Genomic DNA, 23,367 nt, shown 5'->3' with positions numbered 1-23,367 from the left:
AATGGCGGGGGATTTTATTCGATTCGCGTCTAAGTGAATAGCCGCGCAAAATCATTGAAAAGCGCGAGGCCCATCAGGCAGGCCAGCAAACCGACGCCGGCGCGTTGGCCGATGTCGATCCACCGATCAGGCACGGGACGCCCTCGTACGATTTCGACGAGATAGTACAGCAGATGCCCTCCATCCAGCATGGGAATGGGAAGCAGATTCAGGACACCCAGGCTGATGCTGATCAGCGCGAGATAGGCAATGTAGGCTTCGAGGCCGATACGCGCGGTCTGGCCGGCGTAGTCGGCGATGGTGACGGGGCCGCTCACATTGCGCCACGACACGTCGCCGGTGACCATGCGGCCCATCATGCGCAGCGACAGCCAGGCGGTGTCCCAGGTGCGCTGGGCGCCACGGGCGATGCTCTCGAAAAAGCCGTAGCGCTGCGTGACCATGGGCACGTCGCCGCCGAGTTGCACGCCAATGCGGCCGATCTGCTTGCCCTGCACCTGCTCGGCGCGCGGCACGATCTCGAGCGAGACCTGGGCGCCGTCGCGCACCACGGTGATCGGCATGGCCTGATCGGGATGCTGCTGAATGAGTGCGACGAGCGCGCCGGCATCCAGGCCCTGGGCGTCGCCCGCGCGCACGATCAGATCGCCCGCGCGCAGGCCGGCGGCCTCCCCTGCCCCGCCCGCGATCACTTCGCGCACGATGGGCTTGGCCTGTGCCAGGCGCAGACCGAGCGCCACGAGCGGATCGCCGTCGGCGGGATCCATGCGATTGCCGGCCGGCGCGGTCAGGCGCAGCTCGCGTTCGCGGCCGGCCTCGTCGCTCACCCGCACATCGGTGCTGCCGCCCGACGAGAGCAGGTCCAGCAGGCGCCAGCGCGCGTCGGACCAGGATTCGATCTGCTGGCCACCCACCGACTGAATGCGATCGCCGGCGCTGAAGCCTGCCTGGGCCGCCGGGGTATCGGCGACGGGCGCGCCGACGATGGCGGCGGGCACCTGCGTGCCGACCATGTTCAGGCCGGCATAGAGCGCGATGGCGAGGATCAGATTGAAGATGGGGCCGGCGGCGACGATGGCGATGCGGCGGCCGACCGGTTGCGCGTTGAAGCTGCGCTTGACCTCGGCCAGCGGCGCGCCCGGCGGCGCGTCGTCCTGCATCTTGACGTAGCCGCCCAGCGGAATGGCGGACAGCGCCCACTCGGTGCCGTTGCGATCGTAACGGCGCAGCAGCACGCGGCCGAAGCCGAGCGAGAAACGGAGCACGCGCACGCCACACAGGCGCGCCACCCAGTAATGCCCCAGCTCATGGAAGGTGATCAGGGTGCCCAGCGCGACCACAAAGGCCAGCAAGGTGAAAATCATGGTGCGAAAGCCTACTCAGATGCCGGCGCGCGCCTGCCGGAGAAACCGAGGCGGCGCATGCCGTGAGCCGATCGCATGCCGGGTGGACGATGCATCGGGTACCGTGTTTCGGGAGCGAGGCGTAGGGGCGGAACGGGCCGGCCAGGCGCAAACGGATGCGCGGCAGGCCAGGCGCCACACCGGGCCGCGCTTGCCTGGCCGACGTGGGGCGGCGCCGGGCGCGCATCGCGCGCCGGCGGCTGCTCAGGCGGTGCCCAGATCGCCGGCAAACCGGCGTACGGCCACGTCCAGTGCAAGCACGTCGTCCAAGCCGGCGAGCGTAACAGATGACAGCCCGGCCTGCCACTCCAGCGCGGCGGAGATCACGCGCGGAATCCAGGTGTAGGGCAGCCGTCCTTCGAGGAACGCGGCGACCGCGACCTCGTTGGCCGCGTTCAGCGTGATGCAGGCGGCCTGCCCGGCCCGCAGGGCCTGGAACGACAGGTCCAGACAGGGAAAGCGTTCGAAATCGGGCTTTTCGAAGTCGAGCCGTCCCCAGCGGGTCAGGTCGAGCGGGCTGACCCCGCTTTCGAGGCGCTCCGGAAAACCGAGGCCATACGAAATCGGGGTACGCATGTCGGGCTGGCCGAGCTGGGCCAGTACCGAGCCGTCGTCGTATTCGACCATCGAGTGCACGACGCTCTGCGGATGGATCACCACCTCGATCCGGTCGGCCGGCATGGCGAACAGCCAGTGCGCCTCGATGACCTCCAGGCCCTTGTTGAGCATGGTGGCCGAATCGACGGAGATCTTGCGGCCCATGCTCCAGTTGGGATGGGCGCACGCCTGCTCGGGCGTGACGTTTTCGAGGTCCGCCGGATCGTGGCGGCGGAACGGCCCACCCGACGCGGTCAGGATGAGCTTGCGCACGCCGCGCGCGGGCGCTTGCGGCGCACCGGCACGCCCGCCGTGCGGCAGACACTGGAAGATGGCGTTGTGTTCGCTGTCGATCGGCAGCAGCTCGGCGCCGGCGTCGCGCACGGCGGCCATGAACAAGGCGCCGGCCGCGACCAGGGCTTCTTTGTTGGCCAGCAGCACGCGCTTGCCGGACCGGGCGGCGGCCAGCGCCGCGGGCAACCCGGCCGCGCCGACGATCGCCGCCATCACCGTGGTGCACTCGGGGGCCGCGGCCACCTCGGCCAGGGCCTCGCTACCCACGCGCACGTCGGGCTGGCGCGCCGCCGCCGGCCACGCGGCCAGAAAGCGCGCACGCGCATCGTCGGACGGCACGACCACGACGGCGGCGCCGGTCGCCACGGCCTGCTCGGCCAGGCGCTCCATGCGGCTGTAGGCCGACAGCGCGTAGACCCCGAGCCGGTCGGGATGACGCGCGATCACGTCCAGGGTACTTTCGCCGATCGAGCCCGTGGAGCCCAGCACGGCGATGCGTTGAAAACCGGTCAAAACAACACTCCAGTCAAGAGCAGCGCGATCGGTGCCACCGGCAGGATGGCGTCGATGCGGTCATAGACGCCGCCATGGCCCGGCAGCAGCGCGCTCGAATCCTTGACGCCCGCGCGGCGCTTGAGCAGCGACTCGAACAGATCGCCGACGATCGACACCACGCCGAGGATCACGCCGGCGGGCAGCGCGAGCAGCCACGATCCGCGTGCGAACAGGTCGGCCGCATAGGTGCCTTGATACTGGCCGGAGATCACGATCCAGAGTACCGCGCCGCCGACGCCGGCCACGGCGCCCGCGATGGTCTTGCCGGGACTGACCTTGGGAGCCAGCTTGCGCTTGCCGAACGCACGACCCGCGAAATAGGCCGCGATGTCGGCGATCCAGACCAGCGCCAGCAGCGAAATGACATACAGGCCGCCGCGCGTCATGAACCACAGCGCCAGCACCGACCAGGCGGCGAACACGGCCAGCACCGAAAACACCGACCAGCCCAGGCTGGCGGGAGGCGCGTCGGAGCGCCCGCGATAGACGGCCGTCCAGGCGCCGACCAGCCACACCAGCGCGACCACCGGCACCAGGCCCTGCAGCAGCCAGACCGCCACCTGGGCGCCGGCGGTGGCGCCGCCGAGCCACAGGTGGGTGAGACCGAGCATGAGGCCGAACAGCACGACGGGCACGCCCACGGCCACCGCCTTGCTGGGCGGGCGCGGCAAGGTCAGGCGCAGCCACTCCCAGTTGGCGCAGGCGGCGCCGAGCGCCAGCAGCGCAACGAACCACCAGGGGTTGGGCGCGGCGAGCGCGCCGGCCAGGATAGCGAGAAGAACGATGGCGGTGACGATACGCTGGCCGAGCATGAGGCGGACTCCGATGAAAGAGGTTTAACGCTTGGCGTCGCGCAACTGCGCGCTGGTGCGGCCGAATCGGCGTTCACGGGTGCGATACCACTCGAACGCGGCATCGAGCGCTTCGGCGTCGATGTCGGGCCAATACTTATCGGTGAAGAACAGCTCGGTATAGCTGAGCTGCCAGATGAGGAAGTTGGAGATGCGCTGCTCGCCGCCGGTGCGGATGAACAGGTCGGGCTCGGGAGCCCATGCCATCGAGAGATGCTCGGCCAGCGCGGCTTCGTCGATCGCGTCGGGATCGGCGGCGAGCTCGGGCCGGGCGCGGAGCATGGCGCGGGTGGCCTGCAGGATGTCCCAGCGGCCGCCGTAGTTGGCGGCCACGGTCAGGTGCAGGCGGTCGTTGCCGGCGGTGCGGTCCTGCGCCTGAGCGATGAGTTCGCGCAGACGCGGCTCGAAGGGCGAGAGATCGCCCACCACGTGCAGGCGCACGCCCTGCTCCTGCAGCTTGTCGACTTCGCGCTCGAGCGCCTGAACGAACAGGCGCATCAGCAGCGAGACCTCGTCGGCCGGCCGGCGCCAGTTTTCGGAGCTGAACGCGAACAGCGTGAGATAGCGCACGCCGCGGCGACCGCAGGCCTCGACGGCGCGGCGTACCGCCTGCACGCCCTTTGCATGGCCCGCCGTGCGCGGCAGATGCCGACGCGTGGCCCAGCGCCCGTTGCCATCCATGATGATGGCAACGTGTTGCGGTACGGCCTCGGTATCGGGAATCGCCTGGGTGGAACTGATGACCATGAATGAAAGCCTAGCGGAGTGACGAACGCTGGCGCTCGGGATAAGGCCTGCAAAAAACTGCGCCGTCCCGGTGTCGCGCACCGCCGGGCCTGGCGGCAGCGCGGCGGTGACGGCGCCTGGGCAGTAATCACGGCGTCGGTCCCGCCTGGGCGGGACAGACGCCAGTCCGCAATTATACGGTCATGATTTCCGCTTCTTTGGTCGTCACGAGCTTGTCGATGTCGGCCACGAAACGGTCGGTCAGCTTCTGCACGTCGTCCTGGGCGCGACGCTCGTCGTCTTCGGAGATGGTCTTGTCCTTGACCAGCTTCTTGAGCGTTTCGTTGGCTTCACGACGCAGGTTGCGCACGGCGACCTTGGCGTCTTCGCCTTCGCTCTTGACGACCTTGGTGAGGTCACGACGACGCTCTTCGGTCAGGGCGGGCATCGGCACGCGGATGGTCTCGCCCATCGAGATGGGGTTCAGACCCAGATCCGATTCGCGGATCGCCTTTTCGATGGGGCCGGCCATCTGCTTCTCGTAGGGCTGCACGCTGATCGTGCGGGCGTCGACGAGGTTGACGTTGGCGACCTGGCCCACCGGGACCGGCGAACCGTAGTACTCGACCTGCACGTGATCGAGGATGCCGGTGTGAGCCCGGCCGGTGCGGATCTTGGACAGGTTGGTCTTGAGCGTGTCCAAGGACTTGCTCATCCTGGTCTCGGCGGATTTGCGGGTTTCTGCAACGCTCATGGCTATTTCCTTTTTCTCAAACGTGTACCAACGTGCCTTCGTCTTCGCCGCCGACCACGCGCTTGAGCGCGCCCGACTTGTTGATCGAAAACACCTTGATGGGCAGCTTCTGGTCGCGGCACAGCGCGAAGGCCGTGGCGTCCATCACCTCGAGACGGCGCACGATGGCTTCGTCGAAGCTGATGCGCGCATAACGCGTGGCGGTCGGATCCTTGTTGGGATCCGCGCTATAGATACCGTCGACCTTGGTGGCCTTGAGCACGATCTCGGCACCGATCTCGGCGCCACGCAAGGCGGCGGCGGTGTCGGTGGTGAAGAACGGATTGCCCGTGCCCGCCGCGAAAATCACGACCTTGCCCTCTTCGAGGTAACGCAGGGTCTTGGGACGGATGTAGGGTTCGACCACCTGGTCGATATTGAGGGCCGACTGCACGCGGGTGTCGACACCCTTGTGCTTGAGCGCGTCTTGCAGGGCAAGCGCGTTCATGATGGTGGCCATCATGCCCATGTAGTCGGCGGTGGCGCGGTCCATGCCCTGCGCACCGGGCGCGACGCCACGGAAGATGTTGCCTCCGCCGATGACAATGGCCAGCTCGACGCCCATGGCGGCGACCTCGGCGATTTCATCGGTCATGCGGACGATGGTGGAGCGATTGATGCCGAAAGCATCGTCGCCCATCAGCGCCTCGCCGGAAAGTTTGAGAAGAACCCGTTTATATGATCTGCTGCTCATAGGTGATATCCCGAGGAACGATCCGACGAAAGTGTAAGACAAGAAATAGGCCGGTCACAGGGGTTTCAGGCAACCCTGCGCCGGCCCGTCATCACGATAACGCTTTATGCGCGGCCAGCGGCGGCGGCAGCGACTTCTGCGGCGAAATCAGTGGTCTTCTTCTCGATGCCTTCACCAACGACGTACAGAACGAATTGCTTGATCGACGCGCTCTTTTCCTTGAGCATCTGTTCGACCGTTTGCTTGTCGTTCTTGACGAAGGGTTGCGACAGCAGGGTCACTTCCTTCAGGAACTTCTGCACCGAACCTTCGACCATCTTGGCGACGATGTCGGCCGGCTTGCCCGATTCGGCAGCCTTCTGCTCGGCAACCGAACGCTCGGTGGCGATGTCGGCGGCGCTCACGCCCGATGCGTCCAGAGCCTTGGGCTTGGTCGCGGCGATGTGCATGGCCAGGTCCTTGCCCACTTCTTCGGCGCCGGCGAATTCGACCAGCACGCCGATGCGGCCACCGTGCACGTACGAAGCCAGTGCGTCGGGGGTCTGGATGCGCTGGAAGCGGCGGATCGAGATGTTTTCGCCGATCTTGCCGACCAGGGCGGTACGGGTGGTTTCGACGGTGCCTTCACCGAAGGGCAGCTCGGACAGCGCGGCGACGTCGGCCGGGTTCTTCGAGGAGACCAGTTCGGCCAGGGCGTTGACGTAGGCGACGAAGTCGGGGTTCTTGGCGACGAAGTCGGTTTCGCAGTTGACTTCGATCACGGCGCCTTGCTTGCCATCGGCAGCAATGAACAGGCCGATCAGGCCTTCGGCGGTCACGCGGGCAGCGGCCTTGCTGGCCTTGTTGCCCAGCTTGACGCGCAGGATTTCCTCGGCACGATCCAGATCGCCTTCGGCTTCCGTCAGGGCCTTCTTGCACTCCATCATGGGTGCGTCGGTCTTTTCGCGCAGTTCCTTGACCAGGGCAGCGGTAATTTCAGCCATGTTAGCTCCAGTTTCGCTTATGACATGCCCCGACAGGGCCGGGGCAATGATATGAATTCAGTGTGACACCCGGGCGATGCGCTGGCACGGACGGCCCGCTGGGGTCGTCGCCGCGTCAGGCCATGAGGCCACGGGCTGCGGGACGCGAGCTGCGCGCGTGCGCCCGACTTGGGAATGGGCGCGGCGCGGCGGCTCGAGGCCGGCGCGCGCCGCGCAGCCTGGCTTTAGGCCTGGCCGTCTTGCACTTCGACGAACTCTTCCTGACCTTCGCCGATCTCTTCGACCAGACCGTTCAGGTTTTGTTCGCGGCCTTCCAGCACGGCGTCAGCGATGCCCTTGGCGTACAGAGCGATGGCGCGAGCCGAGTCGTCGTTGCCGGGGATCACGTAGTCGACGCCGTCGGGCGAGTGGTTGGTATCAACCACGGCAACCACCGGGATACCCAGGGTGCGGGCTTCGGCCACGGCGATCTTGTGGTAACCCACGTCGATCACGAACAGAGCGTCGGGCAGACCGTTCATGTCCTTGATGCCGCCGATCGACTTGTTCAGCTTGTCGAGTTCGCGTTGGAACAGCAGGCCTTCCTTCTTGATCAGACGCTCCATGCCGCCTTCGGCGACAACGGCTTCCATATCCTTCAGGCGCTTGATCGAGCTCTTGACCGTCTTGAAGTTGGTCAGCATGCCGCCGAGCCAGCGGGCGTCGACGTAGGGCATGCCGCAGCGGGCGGCTTCGGCGGCGACCAGTTCACGGGCGGCGCGCTTGGTGCCGACGAACAGGATCGAACCACCACGAGCGGCCAGTTGCTTCACGAACTTGGTGGCGTCTTGGTATTGGGCAACCGTCTTTTCGAGGTTGATGATGTGAATCTTGTTGCGCTGGCCGAAGATGTACTGCGACATCTTGGGGTTCCAGTAACGGGTCTGGTGACCGAAGTGGACGCCGGCTTCCAGCATTTCACGCATGAGGGACATAATGACTCCAAGGGTTGGGTCTTGCATTACGCCTGCATCGAATTCATCGACACCCTGGGTGGCATAACGCGCGATTGCCGCTGCGGGAACACCCCGCGCGGGGTACTGCGATACAGAAATCAAGCCAGCCGACACGACCGAAGCCGTGATGAACCCAGACGACCGGCAAGGCACGCGGCCTGCCGATGTGCGTCGGCGCTGCTCGGTCTGGCGCGCTGTTCGATCTGCCGCGCTGTTCGATCTGTCGTTTTGTTGGCGGCGGAATCTGGCTGCATGAATCAGGTTCCGGGGCATTTCATCCAATCGGCCGCGGGTGCTGCGCACCTGCCAACCGACGAGAAATTAACCGGACGCCCACACCGCGCCTGCACCGCCGCTCAAAAACGTGGATCGAGCAGCTCGGCAAGCCCGTGAGCGCCGCCCGCGGGGTGCCTGCCCGGGTGCAACACCCTCGCCTGGCCTCCCGGCGGACCGCGAACATCGATGATGCCGCCTGTCCCGATTTCCGTGCCCGGCCTCGCGGCCAGACCTCGCCTCGATACGTGGCGCCTATCGGCTCGGAAACCCGGTGCTGCGCGCGGCAGGCCTGTGCGGCCCCACCCGGTATCCTTCGCTGCCTTGCACACCACGTCCCTTCGCGACGCGCGCACCAGATGCTCCGGCTACCGCCAGGCTGCTCGAGCCTGCCATGCACAGCCCCGAAATCCGGGCGTGATATGCACACGGTTTTCAAGGCAAGCCTATAATTCTACTATTTTTCGACCAGGATACTCAAGCAGATACATGGGCATTGTTACCGACCCCGCCGATCTGGCCAAAATGCGCGCCGCCTGTCAGGACGCGGCCCGGATTCTCGATTACCTCGCGCCTCACGTGAAGCCGGGCGTCACCACGGCCGCCCTGGACAAACTCGCGCTCGAGTACCTCACCGACGAGCTCAAGGTGAAGTCGGCCACGGTAGGCTACGCCCCGCCCGGCTACCCGCCGTTCCCGGGCGCGATCTGCACCTCGGTGAACCACCAGGTCTGCCACGGCATTCCGGGCGACAAGGTCCTCAAAAACGGGGACGCGCTCAATATCGACGTGACCATCATCAAGGATGGGTGGTTCGGCGACACGAGCCGCATGTACCTGGCCGGCGAACCGTCGATCCTGGCGCGCCGCCTGACCGACATCACCTTCGACTGTATGTGGAAGGGCATCGCCGCCGTGCGCAATGGCGCCACGCTCGGCGATATCGGCCACGCGATCCAGAAGTACGCCGAAGCCCAGGGCTTTTCGGTGGTGCGCGAATTCTGTGGCCACGGCATCGGCCAGCGCTTTCATGAAGACCCGCAGGTGCTGCACTACGGCAAGCCCGGCACGGGCCCGACGCTCGAAACCGGCATGCTGTTCACGGTCGAGCCGATGATCAACGCCGGCCGCCGCGAAATCCGCCAACTGGCCGACGGCTGGACGGTCGTGACCCGCGATCATAGCCTTTCGGCGCAATGGGAACATACCATCTGCGTCACCGAGACCGGCTGCGAGGTGCTCACCGTGTCGCCCAACATGCCCGCCGCGCCGGCCTTCGTGCCCGACACGGTCGTGATCCCCCAGGTCTGACCCCTTCCCTCTCTCCAGGCCCGTCTGCATGACCCAGCTCGATCTCGCCCCCCTCAAAGCACGCATGCAGACCGCCCGGGCGGCGGCGATCGCGCAGTTCCGGACCCACCATCGGCCCGACACGCTGCTGCATGAGTTGCGCCGCATCGTCGACCAGGCGCTGCGCGAGCTGATCAAGCTGGCGCCGCTGCCGGCCGGCGCCACGCTGGCCGCGGTGGGCGGCTACGGACGAGGCGAGCTTTATCCGCATTCCGATGTCGATCTGCTGATCCTGCTGCCGCACGAGCCCGGCCCGGCCGACGAGAGCGCGATCGAGGCGCTGGTCGCCTCGCTCTGGGACCTCGGCCTGGAACCCGGCCACAGCGTGCGCACGCTCGAAGACTGCGAAAACGAAGCCCAGGCCGACATCACGGTCGAGACCGCGCTGCTCGAGTCGCGCTGGCTCGCGGGCAGCCGCTCGCTCATGAAGCGCTTCGAAACCGCAATGCGGGCCCGCCTCGACGCGGCCGCCTTCTTCCGCGCCAAGCGCGTCGAGATGCAGCAGCGTCATGCCCGCTACCAGGACACGCCCTACTCCCTCGAACCCAACTGCAAGGAATCGCCCGGCGGACTGCGCGACCTGCAGGTGATCCTGTGGATGGCGCGGGCGGCCGGCTTCGGCCAGGCCTGGCGCGAAGTGGCGCAGGCGGGGCTGCTGACGGCCTCGGAGGCGCGCGACCTGCGCCGCGCCGAACAGGCCTTCAAGCGCCTGCGCATCGAGCTGCACTTGCTCACCGGCCGCCGCGAAGACCGCGTGCTGTTCGACCTGCAGCCCTCGCTGGCCGAGGTCTACGGCATCACGTCCACGGCCACGCGGCGCGCGAGCGAACTGCTGATGCAGCGTTATTACTGGGCGGCCCGCCTCGTGACGCAGCTCAACGCGATCCTGGTGCAGAACATCGAGGAGCGCCTGTTTCCGCGTCCCGAAAGCGATGCCCGCGCGATCGACGAAGACTTCCGCAAGCTGCACGAGCGGCTGGACATCATTCGCGAAGACTGCTTCGAGCGCAATCCGACGCTGCTGCTGCGCGCGTTTCTCGTGATGCAGCAGCATGCCGACCTCACCGGCATGTCGGCGCGCACGCTGCGCGCCATCTGGCACTCGCGCCACCGCATCGACGCGCAGTTCCGCCGCAACCCGGTCAACCGCAAGCTGTTCCTGCAGATCCTGCAGCAGCCGCGCGGCGTGGTGCACGAGATCCGCCGCATGACCATGCTCAACGTGCTGCCGCGTTATCTGCCGGTGTTTCGCCGCATCGTGGGGCAGATGCAGCACGACCTGTTCCATGTCTATACGGTCGACCAGCACACGCTGGCGGTGATCCGCAATCTGCGGCGCTTCACCATGCCGGAGCACGCGCAGGAGTACCCGCTGGCCAGCCAGCTCATGACCGACCTGGACCGGCACTGGCTGCTGTACGTGGCGGCGCTCTTTCATGACATCGCCAAGGGCCGCGGCGGCGACCACTCCGAGCTCGGCGCACGCGAAGTGCGCCGCTTCGCCACCGAGCACGGCCTGGACGCCGCCGATGGCGAGCTGGTGGAGTTCCTGGTGCGTCAGCACCTGCTGATGTCCAACTTCGCGCAAAAGCGCGACATCTCCGACCCCGAGGTCGTCAACGAGTTCGCCCGCAAGGTGGGCGACGAGCGCCACCTCACCGCCCTCTACCTGCTCACGGTGGCCGACATCCGCGGCACCAGCCCCAAGGTGTGGAACGCCTGGAAGGGCAAGCTGCTCGAGGACCTGTATCGCCTGACGCTGGCGGCGCTAGGCGGCACGCACGACGCCAGCACCGTGCTCACCGAGCGCAAGGAAGAGGCGGCACGCCTCACGCGTCTCGCGGGCCTGCGCGACGACGCGCGCGAGGCCTTCTGGAAGCAGCTCGACGTGGCGTACTTCCTGCGGCACGACGCCTCCGAGATCGCCTGGCACACGCGCCACCTCTACTATCAGGTGGAGCCCGCCGAGCCGGTCGTGCGGGTGCGTCCCACCGAGGAAGGCGGCGGCCTGCAGGTCATGCTCTATACCCGCGACGCGCCCGACCTCTTCATGACCACCTGCGGCTATTTCGACGGCAAGGCGATGTCGATCCAGGACGCCCGCATCCACACCACCCGCCACGGCTGGGCGCTCGACAGCTTCATCGTGCTGCCGTCCGACGGCAGCTTCGACCTGCGGGCGCAGGCCACGCTGGTCGAGCACGAGCTGGGCGAACGGCTGCGGGCCGCCCGCCAGGGCGAACGCGCCCCCGCGCGCGGCGGACAGCATCGCAATCGTCAGTCGCGGCTATCGCGCGTGTTTCCCGTGATGCCCCAGGCCGAGCTGCACCCCGACGAGCGCAGCCAGTCGTGGCGCCTGTCCGTGACCGCCACCGACCGGCCCGGGCTGCTGTACGCGCTGGCGCGGGTATTCGCCGACACCGGGGTGGACCTCATCATGGCCAAGGTGATGACGCTCGGCGACCGCGTCGAAGACGTGTTCATCATTTCCGGCGCGGCGCTGGAGCGGCCCCGCACGCAGATGCAGTTCGAGCGCAGCGTGCTCGATGCGCTGGCGGGCGACGAACCGCAGCAAAAGGTCGCTTAAGCACCGCGCCCGCTTACAATCGCGTTTTCATATCGGGCGCGGCTCACCTCCATGGCGATCGACGAATACTTGCTGGTCTTCGGCCGCAGTTTTTTCTTTGCGCTGGCCACCCTGCTGCCCTTCCTGAATCCGCCCGCGATCGCGCCGATTTTCTGGAGCCTCACGGAGGGCGCGTCCGCCTCCACGCGCACGGCGCTGGCCAAGCGCGTGTCGATCAACGTGGCGCTGATGCTGACCGTGGCCATGCTGGCGGGGCATATCGTGCTGAGCTTCTTCGGCATCTCGCTCGCCATCGTGCGGGTGGCCGGCGGCATCCTCGTGATGTACAACGCGTGGCTGCTGGTGAATTCGCCCGATGCCGGCACCAGCCGCGTGGCACGCATGGCCGAGTCGTTCACGCCCGAAATGGCGCAGGCCCGCGCCTTCTACCCCCTCACCTTTCCGATCAGTTGCGGCCCGGGATCGATCGCGGCGGCCCTGACGGTCGGCGCGTCCCTGCGCGACCAGACGGATCAGCTCGCGAGCGTGGTGCGGCTGGCGGGCTCGCTGCCCGGCGTCGCGGTGGTGTCGTTCGTGCTTTATGTCTGCCTGCGCTTCGCCGTGCAGCTGCTGCACCGCCTCGGCGAAAACGGCACCGCCGTATTCATGCGCCTGTCCGCCTTCATCATGCTGTGCCTGGGCGTGCAGATTTTCTGGGACGGCGCGCGCGAGCTGCTGCTGGCGCTTTTCGAGCAGGCGCTGCAACTAATGCCGAAGCCGCCGGCCTAAGCTTGCAGCCGCGGCGTCCTCCCCGCCCCGTTCACTCCATCACCCTCACCCGCTTCGGCAAGCCTGGAATCACCATGTATCCGCAACGCAAACGCCTGCTTCTCCTGATCGCGCTGCTGTGCTTCGGCGCCTTGGGCGTCGCCCTCATTTCCCAACACCTGCTCGAGATGCCGCCCTGCGCCTGGTGCGTGATGCAGCGTCTGATCTATCTGGTGATCGGCGTGATCGCCCTGGTCACCGCCTACGCGGGTCCGCTGGCCTCGCGCATCGGCGCGGCACTGGCCGCGCTGCTCGCCATCGCCGGCGTGGTGGCGGCGTGGTACCAGTACACGGTCGCCTCGAAGATGCTGTCCTGCGACCAGACCTTCGCCGACCGCTTCATGAGCGGCACCGGGCTGGACAGCGCGATCCCGTCGGTCTTCGGCATCTATGCCACCTGCATGGACGCCGCCGTGCCGCTGCTGGGCATCGAATACGCGCTCTGGAGCCTGGGCCTGTTCGTGGTGCTGGGTGTCATCGCCCTGCGCGCCGCGTTCGCCGGCCGCCGCGCCGCCTGAGCCGAGCGACACGCCTCGCCCCAATGAAAAGAGCCCGGCGCCGTGATGGCGCCGGGCTCTTTGACATGAACGGCGCGAAGCGCCGCTGTCAGCGACGGACTCAGTTGTCGTTGACGCCGTAACCCATGTTGAACTGCAAGCCACCCGCGGCTTCGTCATCGGCGCTGGTCTCGCGCGACTGACCGAGGCGTGCGAGGTACTCCGGCGTGATGTCGCCCGTGATGTACTCGCCATCGAAACACGAGGCTTCGAAGCGGGTGATCGACGGGTTGATGTCGCGCACGGCCTGCTGCATGTCGGCCAGATCCTGGTAGACGAGCGAATCGGCGCCGATCGCGCGGGCGATTTCTTCGTCGGAACGGCCGGTGGCGATCAGTTCCTTCTGGGTCGGCATGTCGATGCCGTATACGTTGGGGAATCGCACCGGAGGCGCGGCCGAGGCGAAGTAGACCTTGTTGGCGCCGGCGGCGCGCGCCATGTCGACGATCTCGCGCGAGGTGGTGCCGCGCACGATGGAGTCATCGACCAGCAACACGTTCTTGCCCTTGAACTCCTGGCCGATCGCGTTGAGCTTCTGGCGCACGGACTTACGGCGCACGGCCTGGCCCGGCATGATGAAGGTGCGGCCGACGTAGCGGTTCTTGATCAGGCCTTCGCGGTAGTCGAGGTTCAGGCGCGACGCGAGCTGCATGGCGGCCGGACGCGACGAGTCGGGAATCGGCATGACCACGTCGATGTCGCCGATACGCATGTTGCGCGCGACCTTGTCGGCGAGGTACTCGCCCATGCGCAGGCGGGCGTCGTACACCGACACGCCGTCGATCAGCGAATCGGGGCGGGCGAAGTAGACGTATTCGAAGATGCAGGGCACGAGGCGCGCGTCTTCGGCGCACTGGCGGCTCACGAGGCGGCCGTCGAGGTCGACGAACACGGCCTCGCCCGGCAGCACGTCGCGCACGAAGGCGAAACCGCTGCCTTCGAGAGCGACCGACTCCGAGGCGACCATCCACTCGACGCCCTCGTCGGTTTCCTGGCGGCCGATACAGAGCGGGCGGATGCCGTACGGATCGCGGAAGGCCAGCATGCCGTAGCCCGAGATCTGCGACACCACGGCGTAGGCGCCGCGCACGCGCTTGTGCAGCTGAGCCACCGCGCGGAACATCGCGTCTTCGTCGAGCGACACGCCGTTGGCCGCGAGCTGCAGCTCGTGCGCCAGCACGTTGAGCAGCACTTCGGAGTCGGAGTTGGTGTTGATGTGACGGCGGTCGACGCGATAGAGCGCCTCGCGCAGCTCGCGCCAGTTGGTCAGGTTGCCGTTATGGGCGAACGTGATGCCGAACGGGGCGTTCACGTAGAAGGGCTGTGCCTCTTCTTCGCTGGAGCTCGAACCCGCCGTGGGGTAGCGCACCTGGCCCACGCCGCTCTGACCCGGCAGGGAGCGCATGTTGCGCGTGCGGAACACGTCGCGTACAAGGCCGTGCGCCTTGTACATGTTGAAGTGATTGCCGTGGGAGGTGGCGATGCCTGCGGCGTCCTGGCCCCGGTGCTGCAACAACAGCAGGCTGTCATACAGCAGCTGGTTAACCGGCCCGCGCCCGATAACCCCGACGATTCCACACATGGTGAGTTCCTGTAGATGTAAAACGAGTGAAGCAGTAGTGAATCAATAAGGACGCATCAATACGGCACCCAGGTCCCGAGGGACTCAGGCAGCATCGACTTGACCTTCAAGACGGCCTGCGTGGCCGAATGCGAAAACATGGCGTCCTGCCACCAGGGCTCTTGCGGCAGCGGCGTATAACCCGCCAGGCCAACCAGCACGAGCACGATCAACAGACCGCGCGCCAGACCGAACATCCCGCCCAGGCCATGATCGGCCGGCGACAGGCCGGTGGTGCGGATCAGCGCGCCCAGGGTCATGTTGACCAAACCCACGCCCAGCAGAACGATGATGAATACGGCCGCATAGGACACCCCCATGCGCAGCACCGTGGTTTCGATATAGGGTTCGAGCCAGCCGTAGACGGTGGGGCCCCACCAGATCGCCGCCACGAAGGCGAGCACGTACGCGACCAGCGACAGCAGCTCTTTGAGCAGACCGCGCACCAGACCGAGCACGGCCGAGACCGCCAGGATCGCCAGAACGACGAAGTCGAAACCGGTCACTGTGCGGCGATGAAACCGTTGTCGTAGCCCAGCGTGCGCAGACGCGCCTGGGCAGCCTGCGCCGCCTCGCGCGAGGGGAACGGTCCCACGCGCAGCCGGAATTGCTGCTTGCCATTGATGCTCGCCTGTTCGACGAATGCGTTGGTCACGCCGGCCTGATGGAGCTTGCCGCGACGGGCATTGGCATCGGCCTGCGTGGTATAGGAGGCCACCTGCAGCACGAAGTTCCCGGAGGCGGCCGGCTTGGCCGAGGACGGGGCCGGGGCCGGCGCGGCGCGGCCTTCGAGCAGCGCGAGCGCGCGGGCGCCGTCGTCGGAGCGCGTGGGCTCGGGCTTCTCGGCCGGCTTGGGCGTGGGCGTCGGGGTGGGCTTGGCTTCGGGCGGCTTGGGCGGCGGCGTCGTGGCGGCCACCGGCGGCGGCGTGACGGGCTGGACCGCGGGCGGCGCGGCGCCTGCCTGCGGACCCGGCTGGCCGGGCGTGACCGCGGGGGCCGGCGTCTGGCCGGCGGGCGGCTGCGCCGTGCTCAGATCGGGCGGCACGGCCGGCTCGCCGGGGGTGGCGCTGCCCGGGGTGGCGCCATTCTGCGCGACCGGGGCCTGCGGCTCGGAGACCGGCGGCTGGTACGGGGTGCCGCGCTCGGGGATACGGATGGGGATGTCGTCGGAGACCGGGACGGGCTCGGAATCGAGGATCATGGGCAACACGATCACGGCGGCCAGGACCAGCGCGACCGCGCCGGCCAGACGCCGGCGCGCGCGTGCGCGCAGTTCGGCCGCCTGGGCCTCACTCGACACCATCGGCCGGGACCGGGTGGAGGGCGCCTCGGAGGCAGAATCTTTGCGACTGAACAAACCCATGGAACTCAATCCCCAGCGGATGAAACGAGCCAGGCGGCGGAGAGCGCGAACCGGCCAGCATGCCGGTGGTGTCGCGCCGCTCGCCCTGGCCGGCGGGTCATGCCTTGCGGCCTAGCGCCTGCAGCACCGCGGCTACGGTCAGAAATGATCCGAACACGACGATTCTATCATTCTCCCCTGCCTTTTCGCGGGCGGCGGCGTAGGCCGCGGCGGGGTCGGCGAACGCCGCCACGCTCGGGCCTTCGGCCCCGGCGGCCACCTGCGGAAGCTGTGCCTGAACCTGCTCGGCCAGGCCCTCGCCCGAGTTGCCGCGCGGCCCGGGCAGTCCGGCGCAATACCAGTGATCGACACGGGTGCCGAACTTGGCCACCACGCCGGCGAGGTCCTTGTCGTTGAGCATGCCGAACACCGCGTGGGTGTACGGATGAAAGCCCATGTTGTCGAGGTTTTGCGCCAGCACCGCGGCGGCGTGCGGATTGTGCGCGACGTCGAGAATGACGGCCGGCTGGCCGGGCAGGATCTGGAAGCGGCCCGGCAGCGACGCCTGCAACAGCCCCAGGCGCACGGCCTGCTGCGGCACCGGCAGGCGGTCGCGCACGGATTCGAGCGCGGCCAGCGCGGCCGAGGCGTTCAGCAGCTGGTTCGCGCCGCGCAGGGCCGGATAGGCCAGCGACGGGCGTCGTACCGAGCGCCCGCCGTAAGCCCATTGCTGGCGGTCGCCGGAATAGTTGAAGTCGCGTCCGAAGAGCCACGCGTCGGCGCCGATCTCGGCGATGTGATCCAGCAGGCTCTGCGGCGGCACGGGATCACTGCAGATGGCGGGCCGGCCGGCACGATAGATATGGGCCTTTTCGAAGCCGATCTTCTCGCGGGTGTCGCCCAGCCAGTCGGTGTGATCGATATCGACGCTCGTGACGATGGCGCAGTCCGCATCGACAATATTGACGGCGTCGAGGCGACCGCCCAGGCCGACCTCGAGCACGACGGCGTCAAGGCGCGACTGCGAGAAAAGGCGCAGGATGGCCAGCGTGGTGAATTCGAAATAGGTGAGGCTCGTGTCGCCCCGCGCCGCCTCGACGGCCTCGAACTGCTCGACCAGGGCGGCGTCGGCGGCGATTTCGCCGTTGACGCGCGCGCGCTCGTTGAAATCGATCAGGTGCGGCGAGGTGTACAGGCCGACCTTGTAGCCGGCGGCCAGCAGAATGGCCTCGAGCATGGCGCAGGTGGAACCCTTGCCGTTGGTGCCGCCGACCACGAACTTGACCGCGTCGAGTTGCAGATCCAGACGCTGCGCGACTTCCTTGACGCGGTCCAGACCGAGATCGATGGCCTTGGCGTGGAGGGATTCCAGGTACTGCAGCCAGTCGGACAAGCCGGACGTGGCATCGGGGCGGACAACGGACATGGCGGCGCGCTTGATGGAGAACGACGCGATTCTACCAGCCACCCCTGGTGTTTACCCCGATCGCCCCTGGGAGACCGGGGGTATCCCGCGCCTCGAAGGCTTGCCATCGTTTTTCCTGTATGTGAATATGTTTTCACACACAAAAAATACTACGGAGACACGCATGCGCAGCAAACCTCAATGGCTGGTCCGGCCCAGCGAAGTGGCGGGCTATCACCCGGCTAACCACACTGGCACGCTCAATCGTCGCCTGATCAGTCCGGAAACGGTCGGCTCGCGGCACGTCGAGGTGCTGCTGGGCGAGATCGAACGCGGTCAGGGCGCACTGCCCCACGCCCACCCGGGCATCGAACAGGTCTGTTATCTGCTCGAGGGCACGGCGCGCGCGCAGGTGGGCGACGAAAGCGCGGACATGGTGGCGGGCGACTGCTGTTATTTTCCGGCAGACATTCCGCACGTGTTCACGGTGACGAGCGACACGCCGGCCAGGTTGCTGGTGATCTACACCCCGCCCTATGAAGAATCGCCCGATCGCGTGATCCGCTGAGGCGCAAAGCGCCTGAGGGGAGGCGCGATGCGTCTGCCGCGGCCGTTGGCATCGCCGCGGGCCGATGCGGCCGCCCCCCCGCAAGACCGCGAGCGGCCGCGCCGCTCGCGCGAGTTCCATACCTATACCTATATGAATATCCACCAGGAGACACTGATGACACTGCATCGCTATGCGCGCGCCGCGACGGCCGCTCTGCTCGCGGCCGGCACGGCCTGGGCCCTGCCCGCCGCGCACGCCGCCTCCGGCACCTATCCCGACAAACCGATCTCGCTCGTGGTGCCCTTCCCGGCCGGTTCGGGCACCGACGCCGTCGGCCGGATCTTCGCCAATGAACTGTCGCAGCGGCTGGGCCAGCAGATCGTGGTCGAAAACAAGCCGGGCGCCAACGCGACCATCGCCGCTAATTATGTGGCGCGCGCCAAACCGGACGGCTACACGCTGTTCGTCACCACCAACACCTCGCACTCGGCCGCCCCCTGGCTGATGAAAAACGTGCCCTACGACCCGGTGAAAGACTTCACGCCGGTGGCGCGCGGCGGCAACCTGCCTTTCATCCTGGTGGTGAACCCCAAGCTGCCGTACAAGACGGTGGGCGAGCTGATCGCCGCGGCCAAGGCGGCCCCCGGCCGCATCACCTACGCCAGCGGCAACAGCACCGGCATCGTGGCCGGCGCCACGCTGGCCCGCCGCGCGGGCATCGACCTGCTGCACGTGCCGTACAAAGGCACGCCGCAGGCGATGACCGACCTGGTCGGCGGCCAGGTGGACTTCATGTTCACCGACCTGGCATCGGGCCTGCCGTTCGTGCAATCCGGTCAGGTGCGCGCGCTCGCGGTGTCCACCGCCACGCGCAGCGCCATCGTGCCCGAGCTGCCGTCCATGAAGGAAGCGGGCGTGCAGGACTTCGACCTCAACTCCTGGAACGGCTTCTTCGGACCCGCGGGCCTGCCGCCGGAAGTCGTGACCCGGCTCAACACCGCCATCAACCAGATCGTCGCCGACCCCGCGATCAAGAAACGCCTCGCCGACCTGGGCTTCGACGCCTTCAGCGGCACGCCGCAGGACTTCGGCCAGTTCGTGGCTGGCGAACGCGACCTGTGGGGCCGTCTTATCCGCGACGCCAACATTCAGCCCCAATGACCGACGCCTCTCTTCCCGCCTCCGCCCCCGCCGCCGGCCCGCTGGCCGGCGTGCGCATCCTCGATCTCAGCTCCGTGGTGATGGGGCCCTATGCGACCCAGATCCTGGGCGACCTGGGCGCCGACATCATCAAGGTCGAGTCGCCCGTGGGCGACAACATGCGCGCGGTCGGCCCCATGCGCAATCCGGGCATGGGGCATCTGCACCTGCACCTGAACCGCAACAAGCGCTCGGTGGTGCTCGACCTCAAGAGCGAGGCCGGCCGCCGGGCCTGCCTCAAGCTTGCCGAGGGCTGCGACGCCCTGCTCTACAACATCCGGCCGCAGGCCATGGCGCGTCTGGGCCTGTCGTACGACGCCGTGGCGGCCCACAATCCGCGCATCGTGCATGTCGGCGCCTATGGCTTCTCGGAGTCGGGCCCCTACGCCGGCCGGCCCGCCTACGACGATCTGATCCAGGGGCAGGTCGCGATCGCCGACCTGGCCGCGCGCCAGAGCGGCGACGTGCCGCGCTACGCGCCGCTGACGCTGGCGGACCGCAGCGTCGGCCTGCAGGTCGCGGTGGCGCTGCTGGCCGCCGTGATCAACGCCCGCGCCACCGGCCACGGCCAGGCGGTCGAGATCCCGATGTTCGAAGGCATGGCGCACATGGTGCTGGGCGACCACCTGGGCGGCCACAGCTTCGAGCCGCCGCTGGGGCCCCCGGGCTACGCGCGGCTGCTGGCGCCGCACCGGCGCCCCTACGCCACGGCCGACGGCTATGTCTGCCTGCTGATCTACAACGACAAGCACTGGCGCAACTTCTTCGCCCTGATCGAACGCCCCGATCTGCTGGAGGATCCGCGCTTTTGCAGCCATACCGCGCGGGCCCGGCACATCGACGAGGTGTATGCCTTCGTGGCCGAGGTGATGCTCACGCGCGACAGCGCCAGCTGGCTCGCGCTGCTGGGCGAGGCCGACATTCCGGCGTCACGGCTGTACGGCATCGACGATCTGATCGAAGACCCGCATCTGCACGCGACCGGCCTGGTGCGCGAGATCGACCACCCCACCGAAGGACGCCTGCGCACGACGGGCCCGCTCGGCCGCTACAGCGCCACCCCGACCGACCTGCGCCGTCCGGCGCCCCGCCTGGGCGAGCACACCGAAGAGGTCCTGCGCGAAGCCGGCGTGGCCGAGGCCGACATCGCCGCCCTGCTCCCGGCCGGATCCGCCCCTCAACGCTAAAGGACACGCACCGATGGATTTCGAATTCAGCCCCGACCAGCTCGCGCTGCGCGACGCGGTCAACCGGGTCTGCGCGCAGTTTCCCGATGATTACTGGCTCGAGCGCGACCGCGACGGCGGCTTTCCGCACGACTTCCACGCCGCCCTGGCGCGCGACGGCTGGCTCGGCATCGCCATGCCCGCCGACCACGGCGGCGCCGGCCTCGGCATGACCGAAGCGGCCCTGATGATGCAGACCATCGCGGCGTCGGGCGCGGGCTTCGCGGGCGCGTCCGCCGTCCATATGAACATCTTCGGCCTGAACCCGGTGGTGGTGTTCGGCACTGACGCGCAGCGCGCGCGCTGGTTCGAGCCCCTGATCGCCGGCCGGGAGAAGGCCTGCTTCGCCGTGACCGAGCCCGATGCCGGCCTGGACACGACGCATCTGAAGACGCGCGCCGAGCGCGACGGCGACCACTACGTGGTGCACGGCCGCAAGATCTGGATCTCGACGGCGCAGGTGGCGCACAAGATGCTGCTGCTGGCCCGCACCACGCCGCTCGCCGACGTGGCCAAGCCGACCCAGGGGCTGTCGCTCTTTTATACCGACCTCGATCGCGAACGCGTCGAGGTGCGCGAGATCGAGAAGATGGGCCGCAAGGCGGTGGACTCCAACATGCTGTTCATCGACGGGCTGCGCATTCCCGAGCAGGACCGCGTGGGCGAGGAAGGGCGTGGCTTCGAGTACATCCTGCATGGCCTGAACCCGGAGCGCATCCTGATCGCCGCCGAGGCGGTGGGCATCGGCCAGGCCGCGCTGGCGCGGGCCGTGCAATATGCCGGCGAGCGGGTGGTGTTCGGCAGGCCCATCGGGCAGAACCAGGGCATCCAGCACCCGCTGGCCCAGGCCTGGATGCAGCTGGAGGCGGCCAACCTGATGGTGTTCAAGGCGGCCAGCCTGTACGACGCCGGCCTGCCCTGCGGGCCCTATGCCAACACGGCCAAGTATCTGGCGGCCGAGGCCGGCCACAACGCCTGCCAGACCGCCGTCCTGACACTGGGCGGCATGGGCTACGCCAAGGAGTACCACGTGGAGCGCCTGCTGCGCGAGAGCTACATCCCGCGCATCGCGCCGGTGAGCCCGCAGCTCATCATGTGCTTCATTGCCGAGAAGGTGCTGGGCCTGCCCCGCTCGTATTGAGTCAGTGATCCTGCTCGAGCGCGGTGCAGGCCGCGCGCAGGATGCTGGCGTAGGCCGCCTGATTGGGCTCGATCCGGTAGATCGGCCCGCCCACCGAGATCGCGTAGACCTCGCCGGAGAGCCGCAGCGGCCAGGCGATGGCGCCCACGTCGGTGATCGATTCGCCCATGTTCGAATACCAGCCCCGTTCGCGCGACTGGGCCAGGTCGGCCTCGACCTGCGCCGGCGTGGTCAGCGTGAGCGGGTTGTAGCGCGTGAGCGGCGTGCGGGCGAGCAGCTCGGCGCAGGCATCGGCCGGCAATTGGGAGATGAGCGCCTTGCCCAGCGAATTGGCGTGGATGGGCTTGAACTCGCCCGCCACCGGCGCGTAGCGGATGGTGTGCGGCGAATCCAGGACATCGAGATAAACGACCCGATGGTCGGCATCGAGCTTGGCGAACACGATGGTTTCGCGGGTCGCCTCGCGCAACGCCACCAGGCTGGGATAGACCCGGTCCAGGACCGGATCGGCGCGGGCGATGCGCTGCGCCATGGCCAGCAGCCGCCCGGTCGGGTAGTAGCCCTGACGGCGCCCGGTTTCGTACAGATAGCCCTGGGCCGCCAGGGTGCGGATCAGGGCCAGACAGCTCGAGACCGGCACGTCGAGCAGACGGGCCAGCTCCGTCAATGACAACGCCCGCTTCTCGCGGGCGTAGGTTTCGATGATTTCGATCACGCGCAGGGCGGTTTTGACACTCATCGTGAGGCGGTAACAGGGTTCTGGTAGGGAAGCGGGGCAAGGTCGAACCGGGGTCGAATCGACGAATTAAAGCCCTTTGTGGCCCTAAAGTTCGGTTTAAGGTTGCCGTTATGGTAGCTGAGAAACACCCTTAAAAACCGTTGCGTCCCCGAAGACGCCGATATCTCCAGCCGGGAGTGATCATGGCCGTAAGTCCTATCAGCACCGCTACGCAAATCCTGCCGTCCGTCAGCCCTGCCCCGCAGCCTGTCGACGCCGCAGCCGTGTCTCAGGCAGTCCCTCCCTCGGGTCAGGGTCAGAGTGCCAAAAACGACACCCAATCCGATGCCAATCAATCCGGCGGCAAGCTGCCGATGGAAAAGGCGCTGGACGATATCAACAACCAGCTGCGCGCCTGGTCGACCGAGCTTCAGTTCGAGATCGATCCGGATGTCCATGCCGTCGTCGTGTCCGTGCTGGACTCGGAGAGCGGCGAAGTGTTGCGAACCATCCCGTCGGAAACCGTTCTGCGCATCGCGAAAATGATCGTGAAGATGCAGGGCAATGCCGTGGAAACCACGGCCTGACGTTGCATCAGGCGCCAGGGCTGGACCTGACTGGCGCCAAAAACCTCGAAGTAGCCCGACCTTGTGCCCTTGCCCGGTCAATAGGCGGCATCAATTTTTGACAGAATCGCAT

At 67.4% G+C, this 23,367-nt stretch carries 22 protein-coding genes; 9 read left to right on the top strand and 13 right to left on the bottom strand.

Going from position 1 to position 23,367, the window contains the following annotated elements; all coding sequences use genetic code 11:
• Positions 1–29: 29 nt before the first annotated feature.
• The 8 genes from rseP to rpsB all read right to left on the bottom strand — a co-directional run bounded on the left by rseP (position 30) and on the right by rpsB (position 7,870).
• Complete coding sequence (gene rseP, locus CEK29_RS10315; RefSeq protein ID WP_094799537.1) at positions 30–1,364, bottom strand: RIP metalloprotease RseP; 1,335 nt, start codon at positions 1,362–1,364, stop codon at positions 30–32.
• Between the two features lie 243 nt (positions 1,365–1,607).
• Positions 1,608–2,807 carry a 1-deoxy-D-xylulose-5-phosphate reductoisomerase gene (locus CEK29_RS10310; RefSeq protein ID WP_094858029.1) on the bottom strand — a complete coding sequence of 400 codons (1,200 nt, stop codon included), beginning with the start codon at positions 2,805–2,807 and terminating at the stop codon, positions 1,608–1,610.
• Positions 2,804–3,661, bottom strand: coding sequence for a phosphatidate cytidylyltransferase (locus CEK29_RS10305; protein WP_094799535.1), 858 nt, complete (start codon positions 3,659–3,661; stop codon positions 2,804–2,806). The genes CEK29_RS10310 and CEK29_RS10305 overlap by 4 nt, the downstream gene beginning before the upstream one ends.
• A gap of 24 nt (positions 3,662–3,685) precedes the next feature.
• Positions 3,686–4,447, bottom strand: a complete 762-nt coding sequence (uppS, locus tag CEK29_RS10300) for a polyprenyl diphosphate synthase (RefSeq protein ID WP_094799534.1) — start codon at positions 4,445–4,447, stop codon at positions 3,686–3,688.
• 172 nt (positions 4,448–4,619) lie between these two features.
• On the bottom strand, positions 4,620–5,180 hold the full coding sequence (gene frr / locus CEK29_RS10295; RefSeq protein ID WP_094799533.1) for a ribosome recycling factor: 561 nt from the start codon (positions 5,178–5,180) through the stop codon (positions 4,620–4,622).
• 16 nt (positions 5,181–5,196) lie between these two features.
• Positions 5,197–5,913, bottom strand: coding sequence for a UMP kinase (gene pyrH / locus CEK29_RS10290; RefSeq protein ID WP_094799532.1), 717 nt, complete (start codon positions 5,911–5,913; stop codon positions 5,197–5,199).
• A 104-nt stretch (positions 5,914–6,017) separates the two neighbouring features.
• Positions 6,018–6,896 carry a translation elongation factor Ts gene (tsf, locus tag CEK29_RS10285; RefSeq protein ID WP_094799531.1) on the bottom strand — a complete coding sequence of 293 codons (879 nt, stop codon included), beginning with the start codon at positions 6,894–6,896 and terminating at the stop codon, positions 6,018–6,020.
• Between the two features lie 224 nt (positions 6,897–7,120).
• Positions 7,121–7,870, bottom strand: a complete 750-nt coding sequence (gene rpsB / locus CEK29_RS10280) for a 30S ribosomal protein S2 (protein ID WP_094799530.1) — start codon at positions 7,868–7,870, stop codon at positions 7,121–7,123.
• A gap of 783 nt (positions 7,871–8,653) precedes the next feature.
• On the opposite strand from rpsB, the gene map reads away from it, so the two are divergent.
• The 4 genes from map (at position 8,654) to CEK29_RS10260 (ending at position 13,426) form a co-directional block, all read left to right on the top strand.
• Positions 8,654–9,475 carry a type I methionyl aminopeptidase gene (gene map / locus CEK29_RS10275; RefSeq protein ID WP_094799529.1) on the top strand — a complete coding sequence of 274 codons (822 nt, stop codon included), beginning with the start codon at positions 8,654–8,656 and terminating at the stop codon, positions 9,473–9,475.
• Positions 9,476–9,503: 28 nt separating this feature from the next.
• Positions 9,504–12,101 (top strand): [protein-PII] uridylyltransferase, encoded by a 2,598-nt coding sequence (locus CEK29_RS10270; RefSeq protein ID WP_094799528.1) that lies wholly within the window; start codon positions 9,504–9,506, stop codon positions 12,099–12,101.
• 51 nt (positions 12,102–12,152) lie between these two features.
• A complete protein-coding gene (locus CEK29_RS10265; RefSeq protein WP_094799527.1) occupies positions 12,153–12,869 on the top strand; it encodes a MarC family protein in 717 nt (238 codons plus the stop codon).
• Positions 12,870–12,943: 74 nt separating this feature from the next.
• Positions 12,944–13,426, top strand: a complete 483-nt coding sequence (locus CEK29_RS10260; RefSeq protein WP_094799526.1) for a disulfide bond formation protein B — start codon at positions 12,944–12,946, stop codon at positions 13,424–13,426.
• A 100-nt stretch (positions 13,427–13,526) separates the two neighbouring features.
• Here the strand turns inward: CEK29_RS10260 and purF are convergent, their stop codons facing one another.
• From purF to folC, 4 genes are all read right to left on the bottom strand, one after another.
• The gene (purF, locus tag CEK29_RS10255) at positions 13,527–15,047 is read right to left on the bottom strand and encodes an amidophosphoribosyltransferase (RefSeq protein WP_094799525.1); all 1,521 of its coding nucleotides are present in this window, start codon (positions 15,045–15,047) and stop codon (positions 13,527–13,529) included.
• 56 nt (positions 15,048–15,103) lie between these two features.
• Positions 15,104–15,592 (bottom strand): CvpA family protein, encoded by a 489-nt coding sequence (locus CEK29_RS10250; protein WP_094799524.1) that lies wholly within the window; start codon positions 15,590–15,592, stop codon positions 15,104–15,106.
• Positions 15,589–16,449, bottom strand: a complete 861-nt coding sequence (locus CEK29_RS10245) for an SPOR domain-containing protein (protein ID WP_094858028.1) — start codon at positions 16,447–16,449, stop codon at positions 15,589–15,591. Before CEK29_RS10245 ends, CEK29_RS10250 begins: the two co-directional genes overlap by 4 nt.
• Before the next feature lie 97 nt (positions 16,450–16,546).
• Entirely contained in the window at positions 16,547–17,854 is a 1,308-nt protein-coding gene (gene folC, locus CEK29_RS10240) for a bifunctional tetrahydrofolate synthase/dihydrofolate synthase (protein ID WP_094858027.1), read from the bottom strand.
• 163 nt (positions 17,855–18,017) lie between these two features.
• Between folC and CEK29_RS10235 the strand changes: the two genes are divergently transcribed.
• From CEK29_RS10235 to CEK29_RS10220, 4 genes are all read left to right on the top strand, one after another.
• The gene (locus CEK29_RS10235) at positions 18,018–18,401 is read left to right on the top strand and encodes a cupin domain-containing protein (protein WP_094799521.1); all 384 of its coding nucleotides are present in this window, start codon (positions 18,018–18,020) and stop codon (positions 18,399–18,401) included.
• A 156-nt stretch (positions 18,402–18,557) separates the two neighbouring features.
• Complete coding sequence (locus CEK29_RS10230) at positions 18,558–19,544, top strand: Bug family tripartite tricarboxylate transporter substrate binding protein (RefSeq protein WP_094799595.1); 987 nt, start codon at positions 18,558–18,560, stop codon at positions 19,542–19,544.
• Positions 19,541–20,770, top strand: coding sequence for a CaiB/BaiF CoA transferase family protein (locus CEK29_RS10225; protein ID WP_094858026.1), 1,230 nt, complete (start codon positions 19,541–19,543; stop codon positions 20,768–20,770). The genes CEK29_RS10230 and CEK29_RS10225 overlap by 4 nt, the downstream gene beginning before the upstream one ends.
• Before the next feature lie 13 nt (positions 20,771–20,783).
• On the top strand, positions 20,784–21,950 hold the full coding sequence (locus CEK29_RS10220) for an acyl-CoA dehydrogenase family protein (protein ID WP_094858025.1): 1,167 nt from the start codon (positions 20,784–20,786) through the stop codon (positions 21,948–21,950).
• A 1-nt stretch (position 21,951) separates the two neighbouring features.
• On the opposite strand, the gene CEK29_RS10215 is transcribed toward CEK29_RS10220, so the two are convergent.
• Positions 21,952–22,689 (bottom strand): IclR family transcriptional regulator, encoded by a 738-nt coding sequence (locus CEK29_RS10215; RefSeq protein WP_094858024.1) that lies wholly within the window; start codon positions 22,687–22,689, stop codon positions 21,952–21,954.
• Positions 22,690–22,871: 182 nt separating this feature from the next.
• Here CEK29_RS10215 and CEK29_RS10210 point away from each other — a divergent pair, with 182 nt between their 5' ends.
• Positions 22,872–23,255 (top strand): flagellar protein FlaG, encoded by a 384-nt coding sequence (locus tag CEK29_RS10210; RefSeq protein WP_094799517.1) that lies wholly within the window; start codon positions 22,872–22,874, stop codon positions 23,253–23,255.
• Positions 23,256–23,367: the final 112 nt, after the last annotated feature.

The organism is Bordetella genomosp. 5, assembly GCF_002261475.1.
Taxonomy (GTDB): Bacteria; Pseudomonadota; Gammaproteobacteria; order Burkholderiales; family Burkholderiaceae_B; genus Bordetella.
Note: the sequence above shows the minus strand (reverse complement) of the source record. Positions and strands in the feature narration are given on the sequence as shown.